Source organism: Kitasatospora sp. NPDC050543, from assembly GCF_044457565.1.
GTDB lineage: Bacteria > Actinomycetota > Actinomycetes > Streptomycetales > Streptomycetaceae > Kitasatospora.
The window spans coordinates 293,822-313,584 of the sequence record NZ_JBITGZ010000007.1 but is presented as its reverse complement, the minus strand read 5'-3'; the positions used below and the strand labels follow the sequence as shown (position 1 = coordinate 313,584).

General features: G+C 72.6%; 18 protein-coding genes. 4 read left to right on the top strand and 14 right to left on the bottom strand.

All coding sequences use genetic code 11. The features are described 5' to 3' along the window. Window positions 1-511 precede the first annotated feature (511 nt). The gene (gene tyrS, locus ACIBH3_RS12155; RefSeq protein ID WP_396311854.1) at window positions 512-1,780 is read right to left on the bottom strand and encodes a tyrosine--tRNA ligase; all 1,269 of its coding nucleotides are present in this window, start codon (window positions 1,778-1,780) and stop codon (window positions 512-514) included. A 271-nt stretch (window positions 1,781-2,051) separates the two neighbouring features. On the opposite strand from tyrS, the gene ACIBH3_RS12150 reads away from it, so the two are divergent. Beyond that, the gene (locus tag ACIBH3_RS12150; RefSeq protein ID WP_396311839.1) at window positions 2,052-2,585 is read left to right on the top strand and encodes an HNH endonuclease; all 534 of its coding nucleotides are present in this window, start codon (window positions 2,052-2,054) and stop codon (window positions 2,583-2,585) included. A gap of 92 nt (window positions 2,586-2,677) precedes the next feature. On the opposite strand, the gene ACIBH3_RS12145 is transcribed toward ACIBH3_RS12150, so the two are convergent. The 6 genes from ACIBH3_RS12145 to ACIBH3_RS12120 all read right to left on the bottom strand — a co-directional run bounded on the left by ACIBH3_RS12145 (window position 2,678) and on the right by ACIBH3_RS12120 (window position 8,746). Beyond that, window positions 2,678-4,630, bottom strand: coding sequence for a PQQ-binding-like beta-propeller repeat protein (locus ACIBH3_RS12145; RefSeq protein WP_396311838.1), 1,953 nt, complete (start codon window positions 4,628-4,630; stop codon window positions 2,678-2,680). A 107-nt stretch (window positions 4,631-4,737) separates the two neighbouring features. Beyond that, window positions 4,738-5,034, bottom strand: coding sequence for a 4a-hydroxytetrahydrobiopterin dehydratase (locus ACIBH3_RS12140; RefSeq protein WP_396311837.1), 297 nt, complete (start codon window positions 5,032-5,034; stop codon window positions 4,738-4,740). 268 nt (window positions 5,035-5,302) lie between these two features. After that, window positions 5,303-6,067 (bottom strand): sulfite exporter TauE/SafE family protein, encoded by a 765-nt coding sequence (locus ACIBH3_RS12135; RefSeq protein ID WP_396311836.1) that lies wholly within the window; start codon window positions 6,065-6,067, stop codon window positions 5,303-5,305. Window positions 6,068-6,236: 169 nt separating this feature from the next. After that, window positions 6,237-7,292 (bottom strand): SPFH domain-containing protein, encoded by a 1,056-nt coding sequence (locus tag ACIBH3_RS12130; protein ID WP_396311835.1) that lies wholly within the window; start codon window positions 7,290-7,292, stop codon window positions 6,237-6,239. Between the two features lie 10 nt (window positions 7,293-7,302). Beyond that, on the bottom strand, window positions 7,303-7,713 hold the full coding sequence (locus tag ACIBH3_RS12125) for an NfeD family protein (protein WP_396311853.1): 411 nt from the start codon (window positions 7,711-7,713) through the stop codon (window positions 7,303-7,305). Between the two features lie 229 nt (window positions 7,714-7,942). Further along, the gene (locus tag ACIBH3_RS12120; RefSeq protein ID WP_396311834.1) at window positions 7,943-8,746 is read right to left on the bottom strand and encodes an ABC transporter ATP-binding protein; all 804 of its coding nucleotides are present in this window, start codon (window positions 8,744-8,746) and stop codon (window positions 7,943-7,945) included. 202 nt (window positions 8,747-8,948) lie between these two features. On the opposite strand from ACIBH3_RS12120, the gene ACIBH3_RS12115 reads away from it, so the two are divergent. Then, window positions 8,949-9,752 (top strand): hypothetical protein, encoded by an 804-nt coding sequence (locus ACIBH3_RS12115; protein ID WP_396311833.1) that lies wholly within the window; start codon window positions 8,949-8,951, stop codon window positions 9,750-9,752. Between the two features lie 72 nt (window positions 9,753-9,824). On the opposite strand, the gene ACIBH3_RS12110 is transcribed toward ACIBH3_RS12115, so the two are convergent. From ACIBH3_RS12110 to ACIBH3_RS12100, 3 genes are all read right to left on the bottom strand, one after another. Then, entirely contained in the window at window positions 9,825-10,481 is a 657-nt protein-coding gene (locus ACIBH3_RS12110; RefSeq protein WP_396311832.1) for a response regulator, read from the bottom strand. Then, entirely contained in the window at window positions 10,474-11,664 is a 1,191-nt protein-coding gene (locus ACIBH3_RS12105; RefSeq protein WP_396311852.1) for a GAF domain-containing sensor histidine kinase, read from the bottom strand. The genes ACIBH3_RS12110 and ACIBH3_RS12105 overlap by 8 nt, the downstream gene beginning before the upstream one ends. A 302-nt stretch (window positions 11,665-11,966) precedes the next feature. Then, window positions 11,967-14,573, bottom strand: a complete 2,607-nt coding sequence (locus ACIBH3_RS12100) for an FHA domain-containing protein (RefSeq protein ID WP_396311831.1) — start codon at window positions 14,571-14,573, stop codon at window positions 11,967-11,969. Window positions 14,574-14,967: 394 nt separating this feature from the next. On the opposite strand from ACIBH3_RS12100, the gene serB reads away from it, so the two are divergent. Continuing rightward, complete coding sequence (gene serB / locus ACIBH3_RS12095; RefSeq protein ID WP_396311830.1) at window positions 14,968-16,230, top strand: phosphoserine phosphatase SerB; 1,263 nt, start codon at window positions 14,968-14,970, stop codon at window positions 16,228-16,230. A 134-nt stretch (window positions 16,231-16,364) separates the two neighbouring features. Here serB and ACIBH3_RS12090 read toward each other — a convergent pair whose 3' ends face one another. The 3 genes from ACIBH3_RS12090 to ACIBH3_RS12080 form a co-directional block, all read right to left on the bottom strand. Then, window positions 16,365-16,892: a SixA phosphatase family protein gene (locus ACIBH3_RS12090; RefSeq protein WP_396311829.1), complete on the bottom strand. Its 528-nt coding sequence runs from the start codon at window positions 16,890-16,892 to the stop codon at window positions 16,365-16,367. A gap of 83 nt (window positions 16,893-16,975) precedes the next feature. Then, window positions 16,976-17,098 carry an SGM_5486 family transporter-associated protein gene (locus ACIBH3_RS12085; protein ID WP_396311828.1) on the bottom strand — a complete coding sequence of 41 codons (123 nt, stop codon included), beginning with the start codon at window positions 17,096-17,098 and terminating at the stop codon, window positions 16,976-16,978. 119 nt (window positions 17,099-17,217) lie between these two features. Then, window positions 17,218-18,504, bottom strand: coding sequence for a CynX/NimT family MFS transporter (locus ACIBH3_RS12080; protein WP_396311827.1), 1,287 nt, complete (start codon window positions 18,502-18,504; stop codon window positions 17,218-17,220). A 94-nt stretch (window positions 18,505-18,598) separates the two neighbouring features. Between ACIBH3_RS12080 and ACIBH3_RS12075 the strand changes: the two genes are divergently transcribed. After that, window positions 18,599-19,273: a FadR/GntR family transcriptional regulator gene (locus ACIBH3_RS12075; RefSeq protein WP_396311826.1), complete on the top strand. Its 675-nt coding sequence runs from the start codon at window positions 18,599-18,601 to the stop codon at window positions 19,271-19,273. A gap of 30 nt (window positions 19,274-19,303) precedes the next feature. On the opposite strand, the gene ACIBH3_RS12070 is transcribed toward ACIBH3_RS12075, so the two are convergent. After that, complete coding sequence (locus ACIBH3_RS12070; protein WP_396311825.1) at window positions 19,304-19,699, bottom strand: hypothetical protein; 396 nt, start codon at window positions 19,697-19,699, stop codon at window positions 19,304-19,306. Between the last annotated feature and the right edge of the window lie 64 nt (window positions 19,700-19,763).

The window sequence follows — 19,763 nt, the reverse complement described above, 5'->3', positions numbered from 1 at the left end:
CCCGGACCGAACGGTCCAGGCCGGGGATGTCAACATATCTGGCGTTGACTTTTGGCACGCTGTTGAGTTCTCAAGGAACGGACACTTCCTTCGAGTCACTCTCGTGAACTCTCCGGGCGCTTCGTTCTTTCGCATTTCCAGCTTATCAGATGTTTTCCGCTCCGTTTCCCGGAGTTTCAATTTCCGATCCTGGCTGGCCAGGTCCGCTTTTCTGCGGCGACCTCCACATTAGCGCATTTCCGGATCTCTCCGAAATTCACCGGCCCGGACCCGACGACTACACGCAGAAGCGCACCCGTTTATGGGAGTCGAGTAAGAGCTGGAACCTGCTGAATGTGAACGGTCGCTACGGCCGGTCCGAGTAGGCCTCTCGGCCTTCCCGTACACCCGCCCGCTTCAGGCGACTCGTCCAACACTAGGCCAGTCGGCGGCCCCCGTCAAACACCGAGGGCCGGATCTGGCGAGATCCGGCCCTCAGGGTTCAAAGCAGCAGGTCAACCGCGGTCTGCTTTCAGCCGGCCGCGGTCAGCTCGACGGCGGCCAGGTTGCGCTTTCCGCGCCGCAGTACCAGCCAGCGGCCGTGCAGCAGGTCGGCCGTGGTCGGCGTCGCCTCCTCGTCCACCACCTTGGCGTTGTTGAGGTAGGCACCGCCCTCCTTCACCGTCCGGCGGGCGGCCGAGCGGCTCGGGGCCAGGCCCACGGCGACCAGCAGGTCGACGACCGGGAGCAGCTCGGTGACCTCGGCCTTGGGGACCTCGGCCAGCGCGGCGGCCAACGTCGGCGCCTCCAGGTCGGCGAGGTCGCCCTGGCCGAAGAGGGCCTTCGAGGCGGCGACGGCGCGCTCGTACTGGTCGGCGCCGTGCACCAGCGTGGTCAGCTCCTCGGCCAGCGCGCGCTGGGCGAGGCGGGCGGCGGGGCGCTCGGCGGTCTCGCGCTCCAGCTCCTCGATCTCCTCCTTGGAGCGGAAGCTGAAGATCCGCAGGAAGTTGGAGACGTCCCGGTCATCCGCGTTCAGCCAGAACTGGTAGAAGGCGTACGGGGTGGTGAGCTCGGGGTCGAGCCAGACCGTCCCGGACTCCGTCTTGCCGAACTTCGTGCCGTCCGCCTTCACGATCAGCGGGGTGGCCAGCGCGTGCACCGACTTGGCGTCCGCCTTGCGGATCAGGTCCGTGCCGGCGGTGAGGTTGCCCCACTGATCGCTGCCACCGGTCTGCAGGGTGCAGCCGTAGCGGCGGTTCAGCTCCAGGTAGTCCATGCCCTGGAGGATCTGGTAGCTGAACTCGGTGTAGCTGATGCCCGCGTCGGAGTTGAGCCGGCGGGCGACGGCCTCCTTGGCGATCATGTTGTTGACGCGGAAGTACTTGCCCACGTCGCGCAGCAGGCTGATGGCCGACATGCCGGACGTCCAGTCCAGGTTGTTGACCATCCGCGCCGCGTACTCGCCCTCGAAGTCCAGGAAGCGCGAGATCTGGGCGCGCAGGCGATCGACCCAGCCGGCCACCGTCTCGGGGTCGTTGAGGACGCGCTCGGCGGTCGGCTTGGGGTCACCGATCAGGCCGGTGGCGCCGCCGACCAGGCCCAGCGGCAGGTTCCCGGCCTGCTGGATGCGACGCATGGTGAGGATCTGGACCAGGTTGCCGAGGTGCAGGCTCGGGGCCGTCGGGTCGAAGCCGCAATAGAACGTGACCGGGCCGTCCGCGAACGCCTTGCGCAGTGCGTCCTCGTCGGTGGACAGGGCGATCAGCCCACGCCACCGCAGCTCGTCGACGATGTCCGTCACGGTCACGCTTCTCCTTCGATCGGGCGTCCGTCCCCGGGACGGGCCCTGTTCGATCGGGCCCCGGTACGGAACGGCTCCAGCGTTCTAGAGAGTACGCGCTCCGGACCACCGGGTTTTCGGCCGGGCACCGCCGGTGCCCCGTGGCAACACCGGAAATTCCGTTGTTCGACGGCCTCGGGCCCCTTCACAGTGGTCCCACCGCCGCGCGGCGGCAGTGACGTGTGTGGGGACGGTCGTGCCGCCGTGGCACGCCCAGGGAAGGGTGGCCGAGGTGCGTAACACGCTGGTGCTCAATGCGAGCTACGAGCCGCTGACGACGGTGTCGTTGCAGCGGGCCGTGGTGCTGGTACTGCAGGACAAGGCGGTGGTCGAGCAGGCCCATCCGCTCCGGACGGTGCGCGGTACGGGTGTCATCGTCCCGGTGCCGCGGGTGATCAGGCTGCAACGGTACGTAAGAGTGCCGTTCCGACAACGTGCGCCGTGGTCCCGGCGGGGGGTGTTGGTGCGTGACCAGCACCTGTGCGCCTACTGCGGGCGCCGGGCGACCACCGTCGACCACCTCCAGCCGAAGTCGCGCGGCGGCGCGGACAGCTGGCTGAACACGGTGGCCGCGTGCGCGGAGGACAACCAGCGCAAGGCCGACCGGACGCCGGAGCAGGCGGGCATGCGGCTGCTGCGCAAGCCCTTCGAGCCGACTCCGCAGGCCACGCTGATGCTGGCGCTCGGGCTGCGCGGTTCCGACGTACGGGAGCTGGCCGCCTGGCTGCCGGCCCAGGCCGGCACGGTGGCGACGGCGGCTGCCTGAGCCGTACGCCGGCAAGTCCCGTGCCGCGTCCGCCCGGGTGGGGCGGACGCGGCACGGGCACGCGACGATCGATGGCCCCCGGCGGCAGGGCCTCAGTCCTTCGCCTCGTACGCGGACGCAATCCCGAAGTTGGCCGAGTGCTCGGGCACGACGACCGTCCGGCCGCCGCCGGTCATCACCCGGCCCGAGATCAGCAGCGAGCCGGTGCCCTCGGGGAAGCTGCCGCCGACCGTCTCCTGGCCGCCGGTGAGCCCGAACCGGCTGAGGTGCGCCGGCTGGCCGACCCGCTCGTCGGCGGCGAGCACCAGCGCGCCCTTGTCCAGGCCGACCGCCCGGACCCTGCCCTTCTCGGAGGCCTTGGTCGCCCACACCTGCTTGCCGGTGTTCAGGTCGTAGGCGGCGATCGAGACGGGGCCGCCCGCGGCGGACGTCAGCATGCCGATCATGGTCCGGTCCTGGAAGAACACGCCGGGCGCGGCGGAGAAGGCGCCGCGGCCGGCGTCGAGCCTGGCCTCCTCGGCGCCGACCGGGATCTCGGCGGCCGGGTCCCCGGTCTGCCCCCAGGCGAAGACCCGGTCCTCGGCCGGCTTCTCCCCCGTGGTGAGGACGGCGGCGGGCTCGGCGGAGAGCACCGTGACCGTCTTCGGCTGGTTGTTGAGGCCGCGCCACCAGCTGACCTTGCCGTCGGCGGTGTTCAGTGCGACGGCCTGGTCGACCGGGGTGGAGTCGGCGCAGCTGCTGTGGATCACGACGGTCTTGCCCTGGGCGCCGCCGGAGAGCGTGCAGAACCTGCCCTGGCCGGTGTACTGCCAGACGTCCTTGCCGTCGGCGGCCTCCCAGGCGAGCGCCTTGTCGTCGCCGACCGCGATCACCTTGTCGTCGGTGACGGCAATCCGGGCGGTGTAGCCGTCCTTGGCATCCGAGACGGTCTTCGTCCAGGCGGTCTTGCCGGTCCTGGTGTCGACGGCGGTGACCAGGGTGCAGGGGCTCTTGGGGTCGGCGCGGGGCCGGAAGAGCGCGGCGCCGAGGCCGCCCGCGTTGACGGACGGGGCGAGGCCGCAGAGCGCGGCGCCCTGGGCGGGAGGTTCGGCGGTCCAGATGGGCTTGCCGGTGGCCAGGTCGTAGGCGTGCAGGCCGGTGCTGTCGGCCCGGACCACGGCATTGTCCAGCAGCCATCCGCCGACCAGGGTGTCGTCGGCGCCCTGCTGGGCGTCGGCCGCGGCCGCGGCCGCCCAGACCTTGGCGTGGGCGACGGTGAAGCCCTTCTCGCCGCCGGTGGCCTCGATGGAGTCGCCGCCGCGCTGCTCTCCGCTGACCACCAGGCCGGCGGTCACCAGGACGGCGAGGGCGGCTATGCCGGCGCCGGCGCGTATCGCCAGGGCCCGGGGAGCGGGCGCGTGGTCGGCGGAGATGACGGCGTCGGCGGCGGCCCTGGCCTTCGCGGCGAGCGACGAGCGGGGGGCGTCACCGCGTCGCGCCGGGCCGGGGGCGGGGTCCGGGCCGGGGGCGGACGGGCTGCCGTCGGCGGGGGCGGCGGCGTCGGTGGAGGTCGCGAAGGCGCTACCGGCCGCCGGCTCGACGGTGAGGTGGCCGCCCTGGGTGGACTCTGCACCGGAGGACGCGTAGAGCTGCTGGGCAGGCCCGTCCTGGTAGGCCCCGGGCTCGTCGTAGCCACCCGCGTGGCCCTGGCCGTGGTCGGCACTCGAACCGTGCCCGTAGAAGCCGTAGTTGCCCTGGTCGCCGGCGCCGCCGACGCTGCCGTGGCCGCCGTAGGCGGCGACCGGGTTGCCGTAGACGTCGGTTTCGTACTGCTCGGGGACGCCGTGCTGCCAGGCCTGCTGCGCCTGCTGGTCGTGCCAGACCGGCTGGGGGTCCTGGTGTCCCTGCCCGCCCTGCTCGGGGTACCAGACGTGCTGACCGGCGCCGCCGTCGTGGCCCTGCTGCTGCGGGTACCAGGACTGCTGCTGGTCGTAGCCGGCAGGGCCTTGCCCGGCCTGGTGGTCGGGGTAGTCCCGGCCGAAGGTAGGGGGAAGGTCCTGAGCCATACGTTCCGTCCGTCCCGACTGCGTGCGCTGCGGCAGTCAGCATCTCACGCCGGGTGGAGCGGCCCACTCCGCTCCACCCGTAACGGACGGTCAGGGCGGTCGGGGCCTCAGGCCTCGGCGTTCAGGGCCTTGTCGATCCGGGCGGCCAGGGTGAGGTCGAGCTCGGTGAGGCCGCCCGCGCTGTGGGTGGAGAGGGCGAAGCGAAGGGTACGCCAGCGGATGTCGATGTCGGGGTGGTGGTTCAGTGCCTCGGCGTCCTCGGCCACGGCCGCCACCACCCGGATCGCGGCCGGGAAGTCGGCGGCGTCCGCGGTGCGCACGATGGTGTCGCCCTCCCGCGACCACTGCGGCAGCCGGGCCAGGCCCGCCGTGATCTCGTCCTCGGTCAGTCGTGCTGCGCTCATCGAGCCGCTCCCCTTGGGTGGTCGTGCCTTGGGTGGTCGGGCCGTCCGGCGCGACGGCGCGAAGGGGGCGACCCCCGTGGGCGGGGGCGGCCGGCCGTCGTCGCCTCGGTGCAGTACGGACGGAAGGTGCACTCGTAGGAGCATAGGAAGGCCGGGCCCGCCGCGCGCAACACCCTCTCGCGCCGTGCACCGATCTCGGGAATCCCGAGGGCCATTCGGTCTCTCCCCGGCGGCGGGGTGGCAGGTGGAGCCGGCGGGCTACCCGGGATCAGCTGACGACCAGTTTGGTGACGGCGGCGAGGCCCACCACCACGATGACCGAGCGCAGTACGGGCGGCGGCAGCCGGCGCCCCACCTTGGCTCCGGCCAGGCCGCCGACCAGCGAGCCGACCGCGATGAGCAGTGCGGCCGTCCAGTCGACGGTGGAGGTGAACAGGAAGAACACCGCGGCGACGCCATTGACGATCATGGCCAGGGCGTTCTTCACCCCGTTGATGCGCTGCATCTCCTCCTGGAGGAGCATGCCCATCAGGGCGAGCAGCAGGACGCCCTGGGCCGCGCCGAAGTAGCCGCCGTAGATGCCGGTGAGGAAGACCCCGGCGAGGAGCAGCGCGCCGCCGTCCGGGTCCGGGCCGCCGGTGTCCCCCCGCCGGGCGGCGACGGCGCGGGCCACCCGGGGCTGGATCACCACCAGGACCAGGGCCAGCAGGATCAGCACCGGGACGATCGCGTCGAAGGCGGCGCTGGGCAGCTTCACCAGCAGCAGGGCGCCGATCAGGCCGCCGATCAGTGAGGCCGTACCGAGCCGGGCGAGGCGGCGGCCCTGTCCGGCGAGCTCCCGCCGGTAGCCGATGACGCCGCTGAGGGAGCCGGGGACCAGCCCGAAGGAGTTGGAGACGTTGGCGGTGACGGGCGGTACGCCGACCGCGAGCAGGACCGGGAAGGTGATCAGGGTGCCGGAGCCGACGATCACGTTGATCATCCCGGCGCCGACGCCCGCGAACAGGACGGCGACGGCCTCCCAGACTGTCATGCCCCACCTCTGCGCTCGGTCCTGTCACCGCTCTCCGGAGCGATCATGCCGGACGCCGCGCCGTGCGCCTAGGGCCGATCCAGCATCCGGAACGGCCGAGGGCCCGCTCCGCGCGATGCGGAGCGGGCCCTCGGCCCGGTGCGGGAACTGCTCGGGGACTGCGCGGGGACTACTCCGGGGCGTTCTTCTGGTACCCGCGGATCGGGTCGATCCGGGGGCGGGCGGCGCCCTTGGTGTCGGTGTCCACCGGACGCGGTCCGGCGGCGGGGCCGGCCGCCGGGTCCAGCGGTACCTGGGTGGCGGGCGGCGCGGGCGGGGCTGCCGGCGGGGCGACGGCCCCGCCGCCGTTGGCGCCGGCCAGGCCGGTGAAGGCGCCACCGAGGCCCTTGAGCGCGTCGCCGACCTCGCTCGGGATGATCCAGAGCTTGTTGGAGTCACCCTTGGCCAATTCGGGCAGGGTCTGCAGGTACTGGTACGCCAGCAGCTTCTGGTCGGCGTCGCCGTCGTGGATGGCCTCGAAGACCGTCCGGATGGCCGCCGCCTCACCGTCGGCGCGCAGCACCGCCGCCTGCGCCTCACCCTCGGCCTTGAGCACCTCGGCCTGCTTGTCGCCTTCGGCCCGCAGGATGGCGGCCTGCCGGGCACCCTCGGCGGTGAGGATCGCGGCGCGCTTGTCACGGTCGGCGCGCATCTGCTTCTCCATCGAGTCCTGGATGGAGGTCGGCGGCTCGATCGCCTTGAGCTCGACCCGGTTGACCCGGATGCCCCACTTGCCGGTCGCCTCGTCCAGGACGCCGCGCAGGCCGGCGTTGATGACCTCGCGGGAGGTCAGGGTGGATTCGAGGTCCATCGAGCCGATGATGTTGCGCAGCGTGGTGACGGTGAGCTGCTCGATCGCCTGGATGTAGCTGGCGACCTCGTAGGTGGCCGCCCGGGCGTCGGTGACCTGGTAGTAGATCACCGTGTCGATGTTGACCACCAGGTTGTCCTGGGTGATCACCGGCTGCGGCGGGAAGGGCACGACCTGCTCGCGCAGGTCGATGCGGTTGCGTACCCGGTCGATGAACGGGACGACGATGTTCAGGCCGGCGTTGAGCGTCCGGGTGTAGCGGCCGAAGCGCTCCACGATCGCGGCGCTGGCCTGCGGGATGACCTGGATCGTCTTGATCAGCGCGATGAATGCCACCACGACCAGGACGACCAGGACGATAAGGACGGGTTCCACGGACTCTCCCCTAGACGACCAGGGCGGTCGCGCCCTGGATTTCGACGACGTCGACCTGCTGCCCCGGCTCGTACACACTGCCGGGGTGGAGCGCACGGGCCGACCAGATCTCGCCGTTCAGCTTGATCCGGCCGCCCTCCCCGTCGACTTTCTCCGCGACGACCGCGGTGGCGCCCTGAAGCGCCTCGATGCCCATCTTGATCTGCGGGCCCCGCCTGAGCTGCCGGTAGGCGATCGGCCGGACCACGACCAGCAGCGCGACCGAGACCGCGACGAAGGTCAGGAACTGGAGCACCACCCCGCCGCCGACCGCCGCGACCACCGCGGCCACGGCGGCGCCGACCGCGAACATGGCGAACTCGGGCATCGCGGTGATCACCAGCGGTATCCCGAGGCCGACGGCGGCCAGGAGCCACCAGATCCAGCTGTCCACGTGTCCATCCTAGGGAGCGAAGGGCTTTCGGGCGGAAGGTTCCCGCAGGTGGAGGGGCGGAAACCGGTCGCACGTGCGACCGGTTCCAGTTCAGTGGAGTTCAGCACCGCGTGGCTGGTCGGAGGGCGGGTCAGGCGGGTGCCCCGCGGCGGCTCGGGCATGGCCGGGCGGTGCTCGCGGCCCGGCGGCTCAGGCAATGTGCCTCAGGCGAGCCGGCTCAGGCGGTGGCCGAGGCGAGGGGGAGGCCCTGGGCCGACCAGCGGTCGCCGTGGCGCTCCAGGGTGAGCGGCAGGCCGAAGCAGAGCGACAGGTTGCGGGCGGTCAGTTCGGTCTCGATCGGGCCCGCGGTGAGCACCTTGCCCTGGCGGATCATCAGGACGTGGGTGAAGCCGGGCGCGATCTCCTCGACGTGGTGGGTGACCATCGCCATCGCCGGGGCGAACTCGTCCTGGGCCAGCGCGCCGAGCCGGCGCACCAGGTCCTCGCGGCCGCCGAGGTCCAGGCCGGCGGCCGGCTCGTCGAGCAGCAGCAGCTCCGGGTCGGTCATCAGCGCACGGGCGATCAGGGTGCGCTTGCGCTCGCCCTCGGAGAGGGTGCCGAACTTGCGGGTGGTGTAGCCCGCCATGCCGAGCCGGTCGAGCAGCGCGAGCGCGCGCGACTCGTCGGTCTGCTCGTACGTCTCCTGCCAGGTGACGGTCATGCCGTAGGCGGCGGTGAGCACCGTCTGCAGGACTGTCTGCTCGGCCGGGAGGCGGTCCAGCAGCGAGGCACTGGCGAGGCCGATCCGGGCGCGCAGCTCGAAGACGTCCACCTCGCCGAGCTTCTCGCCGAGGACGGAGACCTTGCCCTTGGTCGGGTGGAGGTAGGTGGAGGCGATCTGCAGCAGGGTGGTCTTGCCGGCGCCGTTGGGCCCGAGGATGGCCCAACGCTCGCCCTCGGAGATCGCCCAGGAGACCTCGTCGACCAGCGCGCGCCCCTCCCGGACCACGGATACGTCCACCAGCTCCAGCACGTCGCTCATGCCTACGCCTTCCCCAATGCAGAATTCGGCCGTCCGTGGGGCCCTGCGCGTCGGGCCCCGGGGTGCGGTCCACTCGTGTCGACAGTCGGTGCGGGCGGGCAGCCTACCCCGGCGGCCGGATCGGCACGGGAGAGGTGCTCCGCTCGCAGCACAGGGCCAACCTACGCCACCCGGGTGTCGCACTTTTCCGTAGGCTGGCCGGATGCTCGTGACTCCTGCCGACAATCCGTACGAAGAGCCCCGATCGGGGCGGCTGACCGCCTGGGGCAATGCCCTGCTGGCCGGGCTGGTGCCCCCGGACAACGCCGCGGACGCGGTGCTCGGCCGGGACGAGAGCCACCGGGTGACCGGGCTGCCGGGGGACGCGCCCGGCGAGCAGCACGCCCTGACCTGGGCGCTGGGGCGGCTGCGGGTGCTGGGGGTGAGCGGGCTGCGGCTCGCGCTGCCGAGCGCCGGACACCCGCTGGGCCTGACCGGCCCGTCCGAGTTCAACGCCCGGGCGCTGGGTGCGGGCGAGGCGGTGCTGGCGGTCGGGATGCCGCTGGGGCTCGTCCCCGAGGTGGAGGTGTTCGGCCCGCCCGGGGACCGTTCGGCGACCGTGCTCTGGCGCTGCTCCGAGGTGAACGAGGCCCCGCCGGCCGACGTGCCGTCGCTGCACGAGGCCGAGCGCGAGCTGGCGGACGGGCTGCGGGAGGCGACCGTCCTGCTGACCCGGCTGGACGTGGCCGGCGCCGACCCGGGGGCGCTGCGCGCACTGGACGCGTACCGCAAGCGGGGGGACGCCGAGCTGCTCGCCCCCGGCTACCCGCCGCGCGCGGTCCGGGTACTGGAGTCGGCCCGGCAGGTGGCGGCACTGCTCTCGATCGCCTCCGGCGGGCACGGCGCGGCGGTCAGCGCCTCGGAGATGGCCGCCCGTCAGGCCGTGCTGGCGCCGCTGTCGCGAACCGCGCGCCGGGCCCAGGTCGCGGCGTACAACGCGCTGGTGGACGAGCGCGGTACGGACTGACGCGGTAGCGGCGACGCGCGCATGGACCGACGCGCGCCCCGGGGCGCGGCCACCCGGGTGCACGTGGGTGCGTCAGCCTTCGCCGGCCTGGCCGTTGCGGACCGCCCAGAGGGCGGCCTGGGTGCGGTCGGCGAGGTCGAGCTTCATCAGGATGTTGGAGACGTGGGTCTTCACGGTCTTCTCCGACAGATGCAGGCTGCGGGCGATCTCACGGTTGGAGCGGCCGTCGGCGATGTGGCCGAGCACCTCGCGCTCACGCTCCGTCAGGCTGCCGCCGCGGCCCTGCGGGGCGCGCGGCGCATCGTCGGCGAGCAGTGCCTCGGCGAGCTCGGGCTGGAGCAGCACGTGCCCGGCGTGGACGGAGCGGATCGCGCCGGCCAGGGCCTCCGGGTCGACGTCCTTGTACACGTACCCGGCCGCGCCGGCCCGCAGCGCGGGGACCATGGTGCGGTGCTCGGTGAAGCTGGTGACGATCAGGATCCTGGCCCGGCAGCCCTCGCCCTTGAGCGTGCGCAGCGCCTCGATGCCGTCCACGCCGGGCATCTTGAGGTCCATCAGGACGACGTCGGGGTCGAGCTCCTGGGCCCGGGCCACGCCCTCGGCGCCGTCGGCCGCCTCGCCGACCACCTCGATGTCGTCCTGGACCTCCAGGAAGGTGCGCAAGCCCCGGCGGACCACCTGGTGGTCGTCCACCAGCAGCACCCGGATCGGTGAGGGGTTGTCAGGCACCTGGGACCTCCAGTTCGACGGCCGTCCCCTTGCCGGGGGCCGAGTCCAGGGTGAGCCGGCCGCCGACGGCGGCGGCGCGGTCGCGCATCGAGACCAGGCCGAGGTGGCGCCCGGCTCGGCGGACGGAGTCGGGGTCGAAGCCGCGGCCGTCGTCGGTGACGCGCAGCACGGCGCCGCGGGCCGGGGTGCCGGTGAGGGTGACGCGGACGTGCTGCGCGTCGGCATGGCGCAGCGCGTTGTGCAGGGCCTCCTGGGCGACCCGGAGCACCGCCGCCTCCTGGGCCTGCGGCAGGGCGCGGACGCCGTCGGCGGCGAAGTCCACGGCGGCGGTGTGGGCCCGGTCCAGGACCTGGACCTGGGAGGCGAGGGTGGCGACCAGGCCGTCCTCCTCCAGTGCGGCGGGGCGCAGCTCGACGACGACGGCGCGCAGTTCGTCCGCGGCCTCGGCGGCGAGCCGGGCGACCTCGGCGAGTTCGGCGCGGGCCCGGGCGGGGTCGCGTTCGACCAGGGTGGCGGCGGCCTTGGCGGTCAGTCGCAGCGAGAAGAGCTTCTGGGAGACGGCGTCGTGCAGGTCGTGGGCGATCCGGGCGCGTTCGCCGGCGAGGGTGAGTTCGCGGCTGCGCTCGTAGAGCCGGGCGTTGCTGAGGGCGATGGCGGCGTGTGCGGCGAGGATCCGCAGCAGCTCCTCGTCCTGGTCGGTGAAGCCGTCGCCGGCCTCCTTGTTGGCCAGGAAGATGACGCCCATGATCTCCTGGGCGGCGCTGTCGGAGCCGTCCAGGATCGGCATGCCGAGGAAGTCCACCATGTCGGGGTGGGCGGCGGGCCAGCCGCCGAAGGCGGGGGCCTTGCGGACGTCGGCGAGCCGGGTGGGGTCGGTCCGGTGCAGCATCAGGGCGAGGACGCCGTGCTGGCGGGGCAGCGGGCCGATGGCCTGCCACTGCTCGTCGGTGATGCCGTCCACCACGAACTGGGCGAAGCCGCCGTGGTCATCGGGGACGCCGAGCGCGGCGTACTGCGCGCCGAGCAGGCTGCGGGCCGAGGCGGTGATCCGCCGCAGCACCTCGCGGACCTCCAGGTGGCGGCTCATCGCGAGGACGGCGGCGCTGACCGCCTCGATGCCGGCCAGGCTGGGCGGGCAGGCGGACGGGTCGGCGGGCTTCGCGACGTGCGGCTCGGCGGGCATGCCGGCGGGCATGCAGACGGGCCGGTCGGCGGGCTTCTCGGCGGACGGGGCGGGCATACGGCCAACCTACCGCCGGGCCAGGGCTGCCCGCGTCGGTCGTGCGACGTGCCGGGAGCAGGTCCGGAGTCCTAGGTCCGGCGGGAGGCGGGAGGCGGGAGGCGGGAGGCGGGAGGCGGGAGGCGGGAGGCGGGAGCCCAACGGCCGCGGGGTGGGCCGGGTGCCGGAACGCCGCAGGGCGGCACCCCCTATGTGGGGGCGCCGCCCTGGGCGGTACTGCCGGGCCGAGCGTGCCGCGGGGGCGGTCAGCCCTGGCGCATGACCTCCGGCTCGTGGCGCTTCTGCAGGCGCGTCACCACGAAGCCCAGCACCGCGGAGATGACGATCAGCACCAGCCAGTTGACGACCAGCTGGCCGACGTTGTGGCCCCAGAGCGGGTCGTACTGGGGGTTCTGGAAGTCCTTGTTCCAGGGGCCCATCAGCTTGGCGAGGTCGAGTGTGGTGGCCACCGCGCCGACGCCCCAGCGGGCGGGCATCAGCCAGGCGGACTGCTCCAGGCCGGGCTTGCTGAAGATCTGGAACAGGCAGCCGGTGAAGACGACCTGGACGATCGCGAACATCACCAGCAGCGGCATGGTCTTCTCGGCGGTCTTCACCAGGGCGGAGATGACCAGGCCGAACATCATCGAGGCGAAGCTGAGCAGGATCAGGCCGATGGCCATCTCCACGGCCGGCAGGTTGTGCAGGATCAGCCCGTGCTGCGGCAGCTTGCGCGGCATGAAGCCGACGGCGGACAGGATGGCGCCCTGAACGACGCTGAAGAACCCGAGCACGATGATCTTCGACATCATGTACGCCGAGCGGGAGAGCCCGGTGGCTCGTTCTCGCTCGTAGATCGCCCGTTCCTTGATCAACTCTCGGACCGAGTTGGCCGACCCGGAGAAGCACGCCCCGATCGCCAGGATCAGCAGGATCGTCGCGGCCCCGCTGTTCAGCCCGAGCTTGTTCTTGGCCGTGACGACGGAGGCCAGGCCGGATTCGTTGGGGATCAGCACGCTGACCCCGCCGACGATGGCCGGCAGCAGGATCGACAGCGCCATGAAGCCCTTGTCGGAGGCGATCACCGACAGGTAGCGGCGGATCAGCGTCCACAGCTGGGATCCCCAGCTCTGCGGCTTGGGCGGGCGCACCGCCTCCTGCACGATCTGGTCGGACTGGGCGGCCACCGAGTCCACGTCCGCCGAGTACTGCTGGTAGTGCACCGAACCCCGGTAGCGGCCGGCCCAGTCGTGCTCCGGGTAGTTCTCGAAGGCCTGGAAGACGTCGGCCCAGGTCTCGTACCCGAAGAAGTGCAGGGCCTCGTCCGGCGGACCGAAGTACGCCACCGAACCGCCCGGCGCCATCACCAGCAGCCGGTCGCAGAGCGCGAGTTCGGCGACCGAGTGGGTGACGACCAGGATGGTGCGGCCGTCGTCGGCGAGGCCGCGCAGCATCTGCATGACCTCGCGGTCCATGCCCGGGTCGAGGCCGGAGGTCGGCTCGTCCAGGAAGATCAGCGACGGCTTGGTGAGCAGCTCCAGCGCCACCGAGACGCGCTTCTGCTGGCCGCCGGAGAGCGCGGTGATGCGGTTGTCGGCGCGCTTGTCCAGGCGCAGCTCGTAGAGCACCTCGTCGATCCGGCTGTCGCGCTCGGCCGGCTCGGTGTCGCCGGGGAAGCGCAGCCGGGCCGCGTACTTCAGGCCGGTGCGGACGGTGAGTTCCTTGTGCAGGATCTCCGACTGCGGGACGAGGCCGATGCGCGAGCGCAGCTCGGCGAACTGCTTGTAGAGGTTGCGGCCGTCGTAGAGGACGTCGCCGCGGTCGGCCGGGCGGTAGCCGGTGAGGGCGCGCAGCAGGGTCGACTTGCCGGAGCCGGACGGGCCGATGACGGCGACCAGCGACTTCTCCGGGACGCCGAAGCTGACGTCGTTGAGCAGGATCTTCTTGGCGCCCTTGTGCTCGACCTCGACGGTCAGGTGGCGGGCGGAGAAGGAGACCGCGCCGGTGTCGACGAACTCCTGGAGCTGGTCGCCGACCAGGACGAAGCTGGAGTGGCCGACGGTCAGGCGGTCCTGGGGGCCCATCAGCTGACGCTGGACGGGCTGGCCGTTGAGGAAGATGCCGTTGTGGCTGCCGAGGTCGACGATCTCGTAGCGGCCGTCGGGCAGCTGGCGCAGCTCGGCGTGGTGACGCGAGACCTGGAGGTCGGACACCACGATGTCGTTGTCCAGGGCGCGACCGATGCGCACGGTGCGCATCCCGGAGGTCAGGCTGCGGATCATCGTCGGCTGCGGGCCGTTGTTGCGCGGGCCGAGGTCCGGCGGGAAGCCCTGCTGCGGGAAGCCGCCCTGCGGCGGGACGGCCTGCGGGTGGCCGCTCTGGGGGCCGGCCTGCGGGAAGCCGCCCTGCTGCTGCGGGAAGGCGGGCTGCGCGGCCGGGGCGTCCCACTGCTGGTGGACGGGCGGCTGCTGGTGCGCGGGCGGCTGCTGCTCCCACGGCTGGGCGGGCTGGGCGGCCGGGCCGCCACTGCGGCTGGTGGCGACGTCGTGCCAGGCCGGGGCGGGGGCGGCCGCGGCCTGGGCCGGGGCGGAGAAGCTCAGCCGGGGGCCGTTCTCGCCGTTGCCCAGGTGGACGACCGCGCCGGGGAAGAGCTGCGCCTGCTGGACGCGGCCGCCGCCGACATAGGTACCGTTGGTGCTGCCGTGATCCTCCAGCGACCAGCCGGCCGTGGTGAAGGTGATGGTGGCGTGGTGCCAGGAGACCCTGGCGTCGTCGAACGGGAAGTCCGACTGCGGGTTGCGCCCGATGGTGTACGGCCGCCCCGGCTCAAGAGTCCGCTGCTGCCCGTTGATCTCAAGTACGAGTTGCGGCACTGCGCGCCTGCCCCGCTCTCTCGGTCCCCCGGTTTGGCCCCCTGCGGGGGTGCGATGATCGTGACCTGACGGGGGGAATCATTCCAGCCCGCCGCCCGTTGACGAAAGTCACCCCCCGTGACTGTGACCAGGTGGCAACGATTCGCGTCCGCCCGTTCCCCGCAGTCCCGCAATGGGCACAGCGCGGCCACGCGACAGCCACAACGACCTTCCGTGGCGGGTCTGCCGGGGGCTCGCCGACCGTTCGCCGACGCCTCCCGACGGCCCGGCGGGGCGGGGGGCCGATACGGCGTCACAGGTGGTCGCGGCCGTTGTCGCAGGTTCGCCACCAGGGCGTCCACGGGGCGGACGGGTGCCGTGCGCGCGCCGCCCGCCGGGTAGGTTGGGAGGCACCATGAACGCAACGCCTCCGGCCGCTGAGCCTCTCCCCAGCCCGCAGCCCCGGACCGAGGACGGGCGCACCCTGCTCGTCAAGGTGTTCGGCAAGGACCGCCCTGGTATCACCGCCGGTCTGTTCACCACCCTCGCCGGCTTCGGCGTCGACGTGATCGACATCGAGCAGATGGTCACCCGGGGGCGGATAACTCTCTGTGTCCTGGTCACCCCGCCCGCCGGCGGCGAGCCGGGCGCCGAGGGTGCGCTGCGCGCCACCGTGCACCGCTGGGCCGAGGACCTCAAGCTCCAGGCGGAGATCATCTCCGGTACGGGCGACAACCGGCCGCGCCGGGAGGGCCGCTCGCACGTCACCGTGCTGGGCCACCCCCTCACCGCCTCCGCCGTCTCGGCCCTGACCGCCCGGATCACCTCGGCCGGCGGCAACATCGACCGGGTGTTCCGCCTCGCCAAGTACCCGGTGACGGCGGTCGAGCTGGCGGTCTCCGGGGTGGCCACCGACGAGCTGCGGGCCGAACTGGCCCTGGAGGCGGCCACCCAGCGGGTGGACATCGCCGTCGTCCAGGCGGGCCTTCAGCGCCGGGCCAAGCGCCTGGTCGTGATGGACGTGGACTCCACCCTGATCCAGGACGAGGTGATCGAGCTCTTCGCCGCCCACGCGGGCTGCGAGGAGGAGGTCGCCGCGGTGACGGCCGCCGCGATGCGCGGCGAGCTGGACTTCGCCGAGTCGCTGCGCGCCCGGGTGGCGCTGCTGGCGGGGCTCGACGCGAGCGTCACCGAGAAGGTCCGGGCCGAGGTACGGCTCACACCGGGCGCGCGCACGCTGACCCGTACGCTCCAGCGGCTGGGTTTCCAGGTGGCGATCGTCTCCGGGGGTTTCACCCAGGTCACCGACCACCTGGTGGAGCTGCTGGGGTTGGACTTCGCGGCGGCCAACACCCTGGAGGTGGTGGACGGCAAGTTCACCGGCCGGGTGACGGGCGAGATCGTGGACCGCGCCGGCAAGGCCCGCTGGCTGGCCCGGTTCGCCGAGCAGGCGAAGGTCCCGCTGGAGCAGACGGTGGCGATCGGCGACGGCGCCAACGACCTGGACATGCTGAACGCGGCCGGGCTCGGGGTGGCGTTCAACGCCAAGCCGGTGGTGCGGGAGGCCGCGCACACGGCGGTGAACTTCCCGTTCCTGGACACCGTGCTGTACCTGCTGGGCATCACCCGCGAGGAGATCGAGGCGGCCGACCTCCTGCACGGCACCCCGACGGAGTAGCGCGAGGGCAGGCGGCGCGCGCTGGGCGCGCCGGGGTAGGCGCAGCCGGCGCTCGGCTGCCCGGCGAGCACGGGTGTGAAGAAGCACAGAAAGGGGCGCGCGGAGATTCTCGCGCCCCTTTCCGCTACCCGCCGCTACTCCTGCGGCGTGTGGTACGAGACCAGCTCTGCCGCGCCCGGCTCCACGCCCTTCCACGGACCGGTGAAGGTGAGCACCGCGACCGCCGCCGTGGGGAATCCGCCCAGCCGCAGCCGCTCCAGCGCGTCCCGGTCGCCCTCGTCGCCGGCCAGGACCTGGGTGAGGCCGAGCACGCCCGGGTTGTGGCCGACCAGCACCACGTCCACGAACTCGTCCGGGGTCTCCTGGAGCACCGTGATGATCTCGCCGGGGCTGGCGTCGTACACCCGCTCGTCGTACACCGTCCGGCGCGGCCGCTTGGGCAGCTCGTGCACGGCCAGCTTCCAGGTCTCCCTGGTGCGCAGCGCCGTGGAGCAGAGTACGTAGTCGGGGTTGATGCCGGAATCGGCGAGCCAGCGGCCCGCATCCGGCGCCTGGTGACGGCCACGGTCGGCCAGCGGCCGCTCGTGATCGTCCACCTGGTTCGGCCAGTCGGCCTTGGCATGGCGAAGAACAATGATCCTGCGGGGCGTGTCGGCGCTCATACCCAGCAAGCTTGGCAGAAAACCGGCCGTCGGGCGCGGCGCTCCGGGCTCCGCCACCCGCAGGGGTGGAGGGCGGCGGCGGGTCAGCCGATGTTCTTGGCGATGGTGGCGGCGATGGCCAGCACCACGACGATGCCGGCGATCACCGCGGCGATCTGGGCCAGCTTCTTGTGGCCGTCGGTGGGGTTCGGTTCGAGAACGGGCATGACCCGAGTCTCGCATCCCGCCCGTGGGGGGCGGCCGACGGGGCCAGGCATCGGCGGGCGTGCCGCGCCCACGCCCGCCCCAGGCCTTTCCCGGGCCCGTCGCAGACCCGAACCGCGCCCTACGCCCGGACCGGGGCCGGGGCGGGGAGGACCGCCTCGTCCTCGATGTGCCGGGCGCGGGCGGCGCGCAGGCCGAACGCCATCTGCGGGATCAGCAGCAGGACGAGGAAGCCCAGCGGCAGGTACCACTGGCCGGTGGCCTGGTACAGCCGCCCGACCAGGATCGGGCCGGGGATGGAGATCAGGTAGCCGAGGCCCTGGGCGAAGGCCGAGAGCTGGGCCACCCCGCCGGGGGTCCTGGCCCGCAGGCCGATCATGGTCAGCACCAGCGGGAACGCGCAGTTGGACAGGCCGACCATCCCGGCCCACACCCAGGGCGCGCCCGCCGGGGCCAGCGCCAGGCCCGAGTACCCGACGATCCCGAAGGAGGCCAGGACGACCACGAAGAGCCGCTGGTCACCGCGGCGCGCGGCGAGGTTGGGCAGCACGAACGAGACCGGTACACCGATCACCATCGTCAGCGCCAGCAGCACGCCGGAGGTCGAGGAGGAGATCCCGGCGTCCTGGAAGATCTTCGGCATCCAGCCCATCGCCACATAGGCACCGGTCGCCTGGAGGCCGAAGAAGCAGGCCAGCGCCCAGGCGGTACGGCTGCGCAGGATCGGCAGCCGGTCCGCGACCTGCGCGACCGGCGAGCCGGCCCGCTCGCGGCCCAGCACCAGCACGGCCAGCCAGAGCACCAGGGCCAGGGCGCCGGCCACGGCCCAGATGCCGAGCCCCACCCGCCAGCTGCCGCCGAGCGCGGTGGTCAGCGGGACGGTGACGGCTGCGGCGAGCGAGGTGCCGGCGGACAGCGACATCGAGTAGAGCCCGATCATCGGGCCGACCCGGTCCGGGAAGTAGCGCTTGATCACCACCGGGATGAGCACGTTGGAGACCGCGACGCCGGCCAGGGCGACGGCGGTGAGCAGCAGGAAGAGCGCGGTGCCGTCGGCGAAGGAGCGGCTGAGGACGCCGAGGGTGACGGCGCCCATTCCGGCGGCGACCACCGCGAGCGGGCCGATCCGGCGGGCCAGCACGGGCGCGGCGAAGCCGAACAGCGCGAAGCAGACCGAGGGGACGGCGGTGAGCAGGCCGGCGACCGTGGGGTTCATGTGCAGGTCGGCGCGGACCTGGTCGAGGAGCGGCCCGAGGCTGGTGACGACGGGTCGCAGGTTGAAGGCGGCGGCGGTGATCGCGATCGCGAGCAGCACGCTGAGGTACTTGGTACGGGCGGGGGCAGGCCGCCGGACCGGCTGCCGGGCCTCTGTCTGTGGGGTGGTGGAGGTATCCGCTGCGGTGGGCATAGGAGCCATCATAGAATGATGGGATGAATTAGCGCACGCCGGTGTCCCGGTCTTGGCATGATGTCCCGAACCGACTCAGCAGCAAGGAGCCCCAGTGGCGCTGTCCTCTCCGAGGCGCACCCCGTTGTCCGACCAGGTGATCGCGCAGCTTCGCGCCCAGATCACCTCCGGCGAGTGGCCGGTGGGTTCCCGCATCCCCACCGAGGCCGCCCTGGTCGAGCAGCTGGGGGTGGCCCGCAACACCGTCCGCGAGGCCGTCCGCGCGCTCGCCCACAACGGCCTCCTGGACATCCGCCAGGGCTCGGGCACCTACGTGCTCGCCACCAGCGAACTGGCCGGGGTGATGCACCGGCGCTTCGCCGACGCCGACCAGGGCCAGGTCGCCGAGCTGCGGGCCGCCCTGGAGACCTCCGCCGCGGGCCTGGCCGCCGCCCGGCGCACCGATCGCGACCTGCACCTGCTGGAGAACGCGCTCGCCCGCCGCGACGGCGCCTGGCACTCGGGCGACGCCGAGGACTTCGTCCAGGCCGACGCCGCGTTCCACCAAGCCGTCGTCGCGGCCGCCCACAACGACGTCCTCGCCGCCGTCTACGCCGACCTCGGCGAGGTCATGCGCTCCCAGCTTCGGCACGACGTAGGGCCGGAGCTCATCCCCGAGCGCTTCCTCGGCCACGACGGCATCATCGACGCCATCCGCGACGGCGACACCCGCCGGGCCGCCCTGGAAGCCGGCCGCTCCATCGGGGCCTGCGGCCCCACCGACACCTGACCCCTGCCCCCGCGCGGCCCGGCGACCCGCCTACTGACCAACGACCCGCACGGCGGCATCGACGGCCGTCACCGGCCGGAGGCGCAGCTCGCGGTGCAGGGGGCCCTGGTAGTCGGTGGGTGCGAAGCCCACCGCGACCTCGTAGGCGCCCACGGCCTTCCCCTCGGAGACGAAGACCATGAGTTCCGCCGCAGAGCGGGTCGGATCCCGGGTCTGCCAGTGCACCTTGCCGCCGACCACCTCGGAGACCGTCCTGTCCGGCGTGTCCATGCCGAAGACGTAGACCGGGTCCCAGCCGAGCCCCTGCGGGCCCGCGAGCACCAGATCGCCGCCGTTCGCCCGGAGCGACTCCAGCCGGTCGAACTCGCGGTCCAGCCGCGGGTTGACGGTGGCGTCGAGCGTCGCCTCCCCCTCTGCCGGTCGCACTCTTCTCCCCCTACGTCGAGTGAAACGGAACGTACTGCGGGTAGGGACGATCCGGATCAGGGGG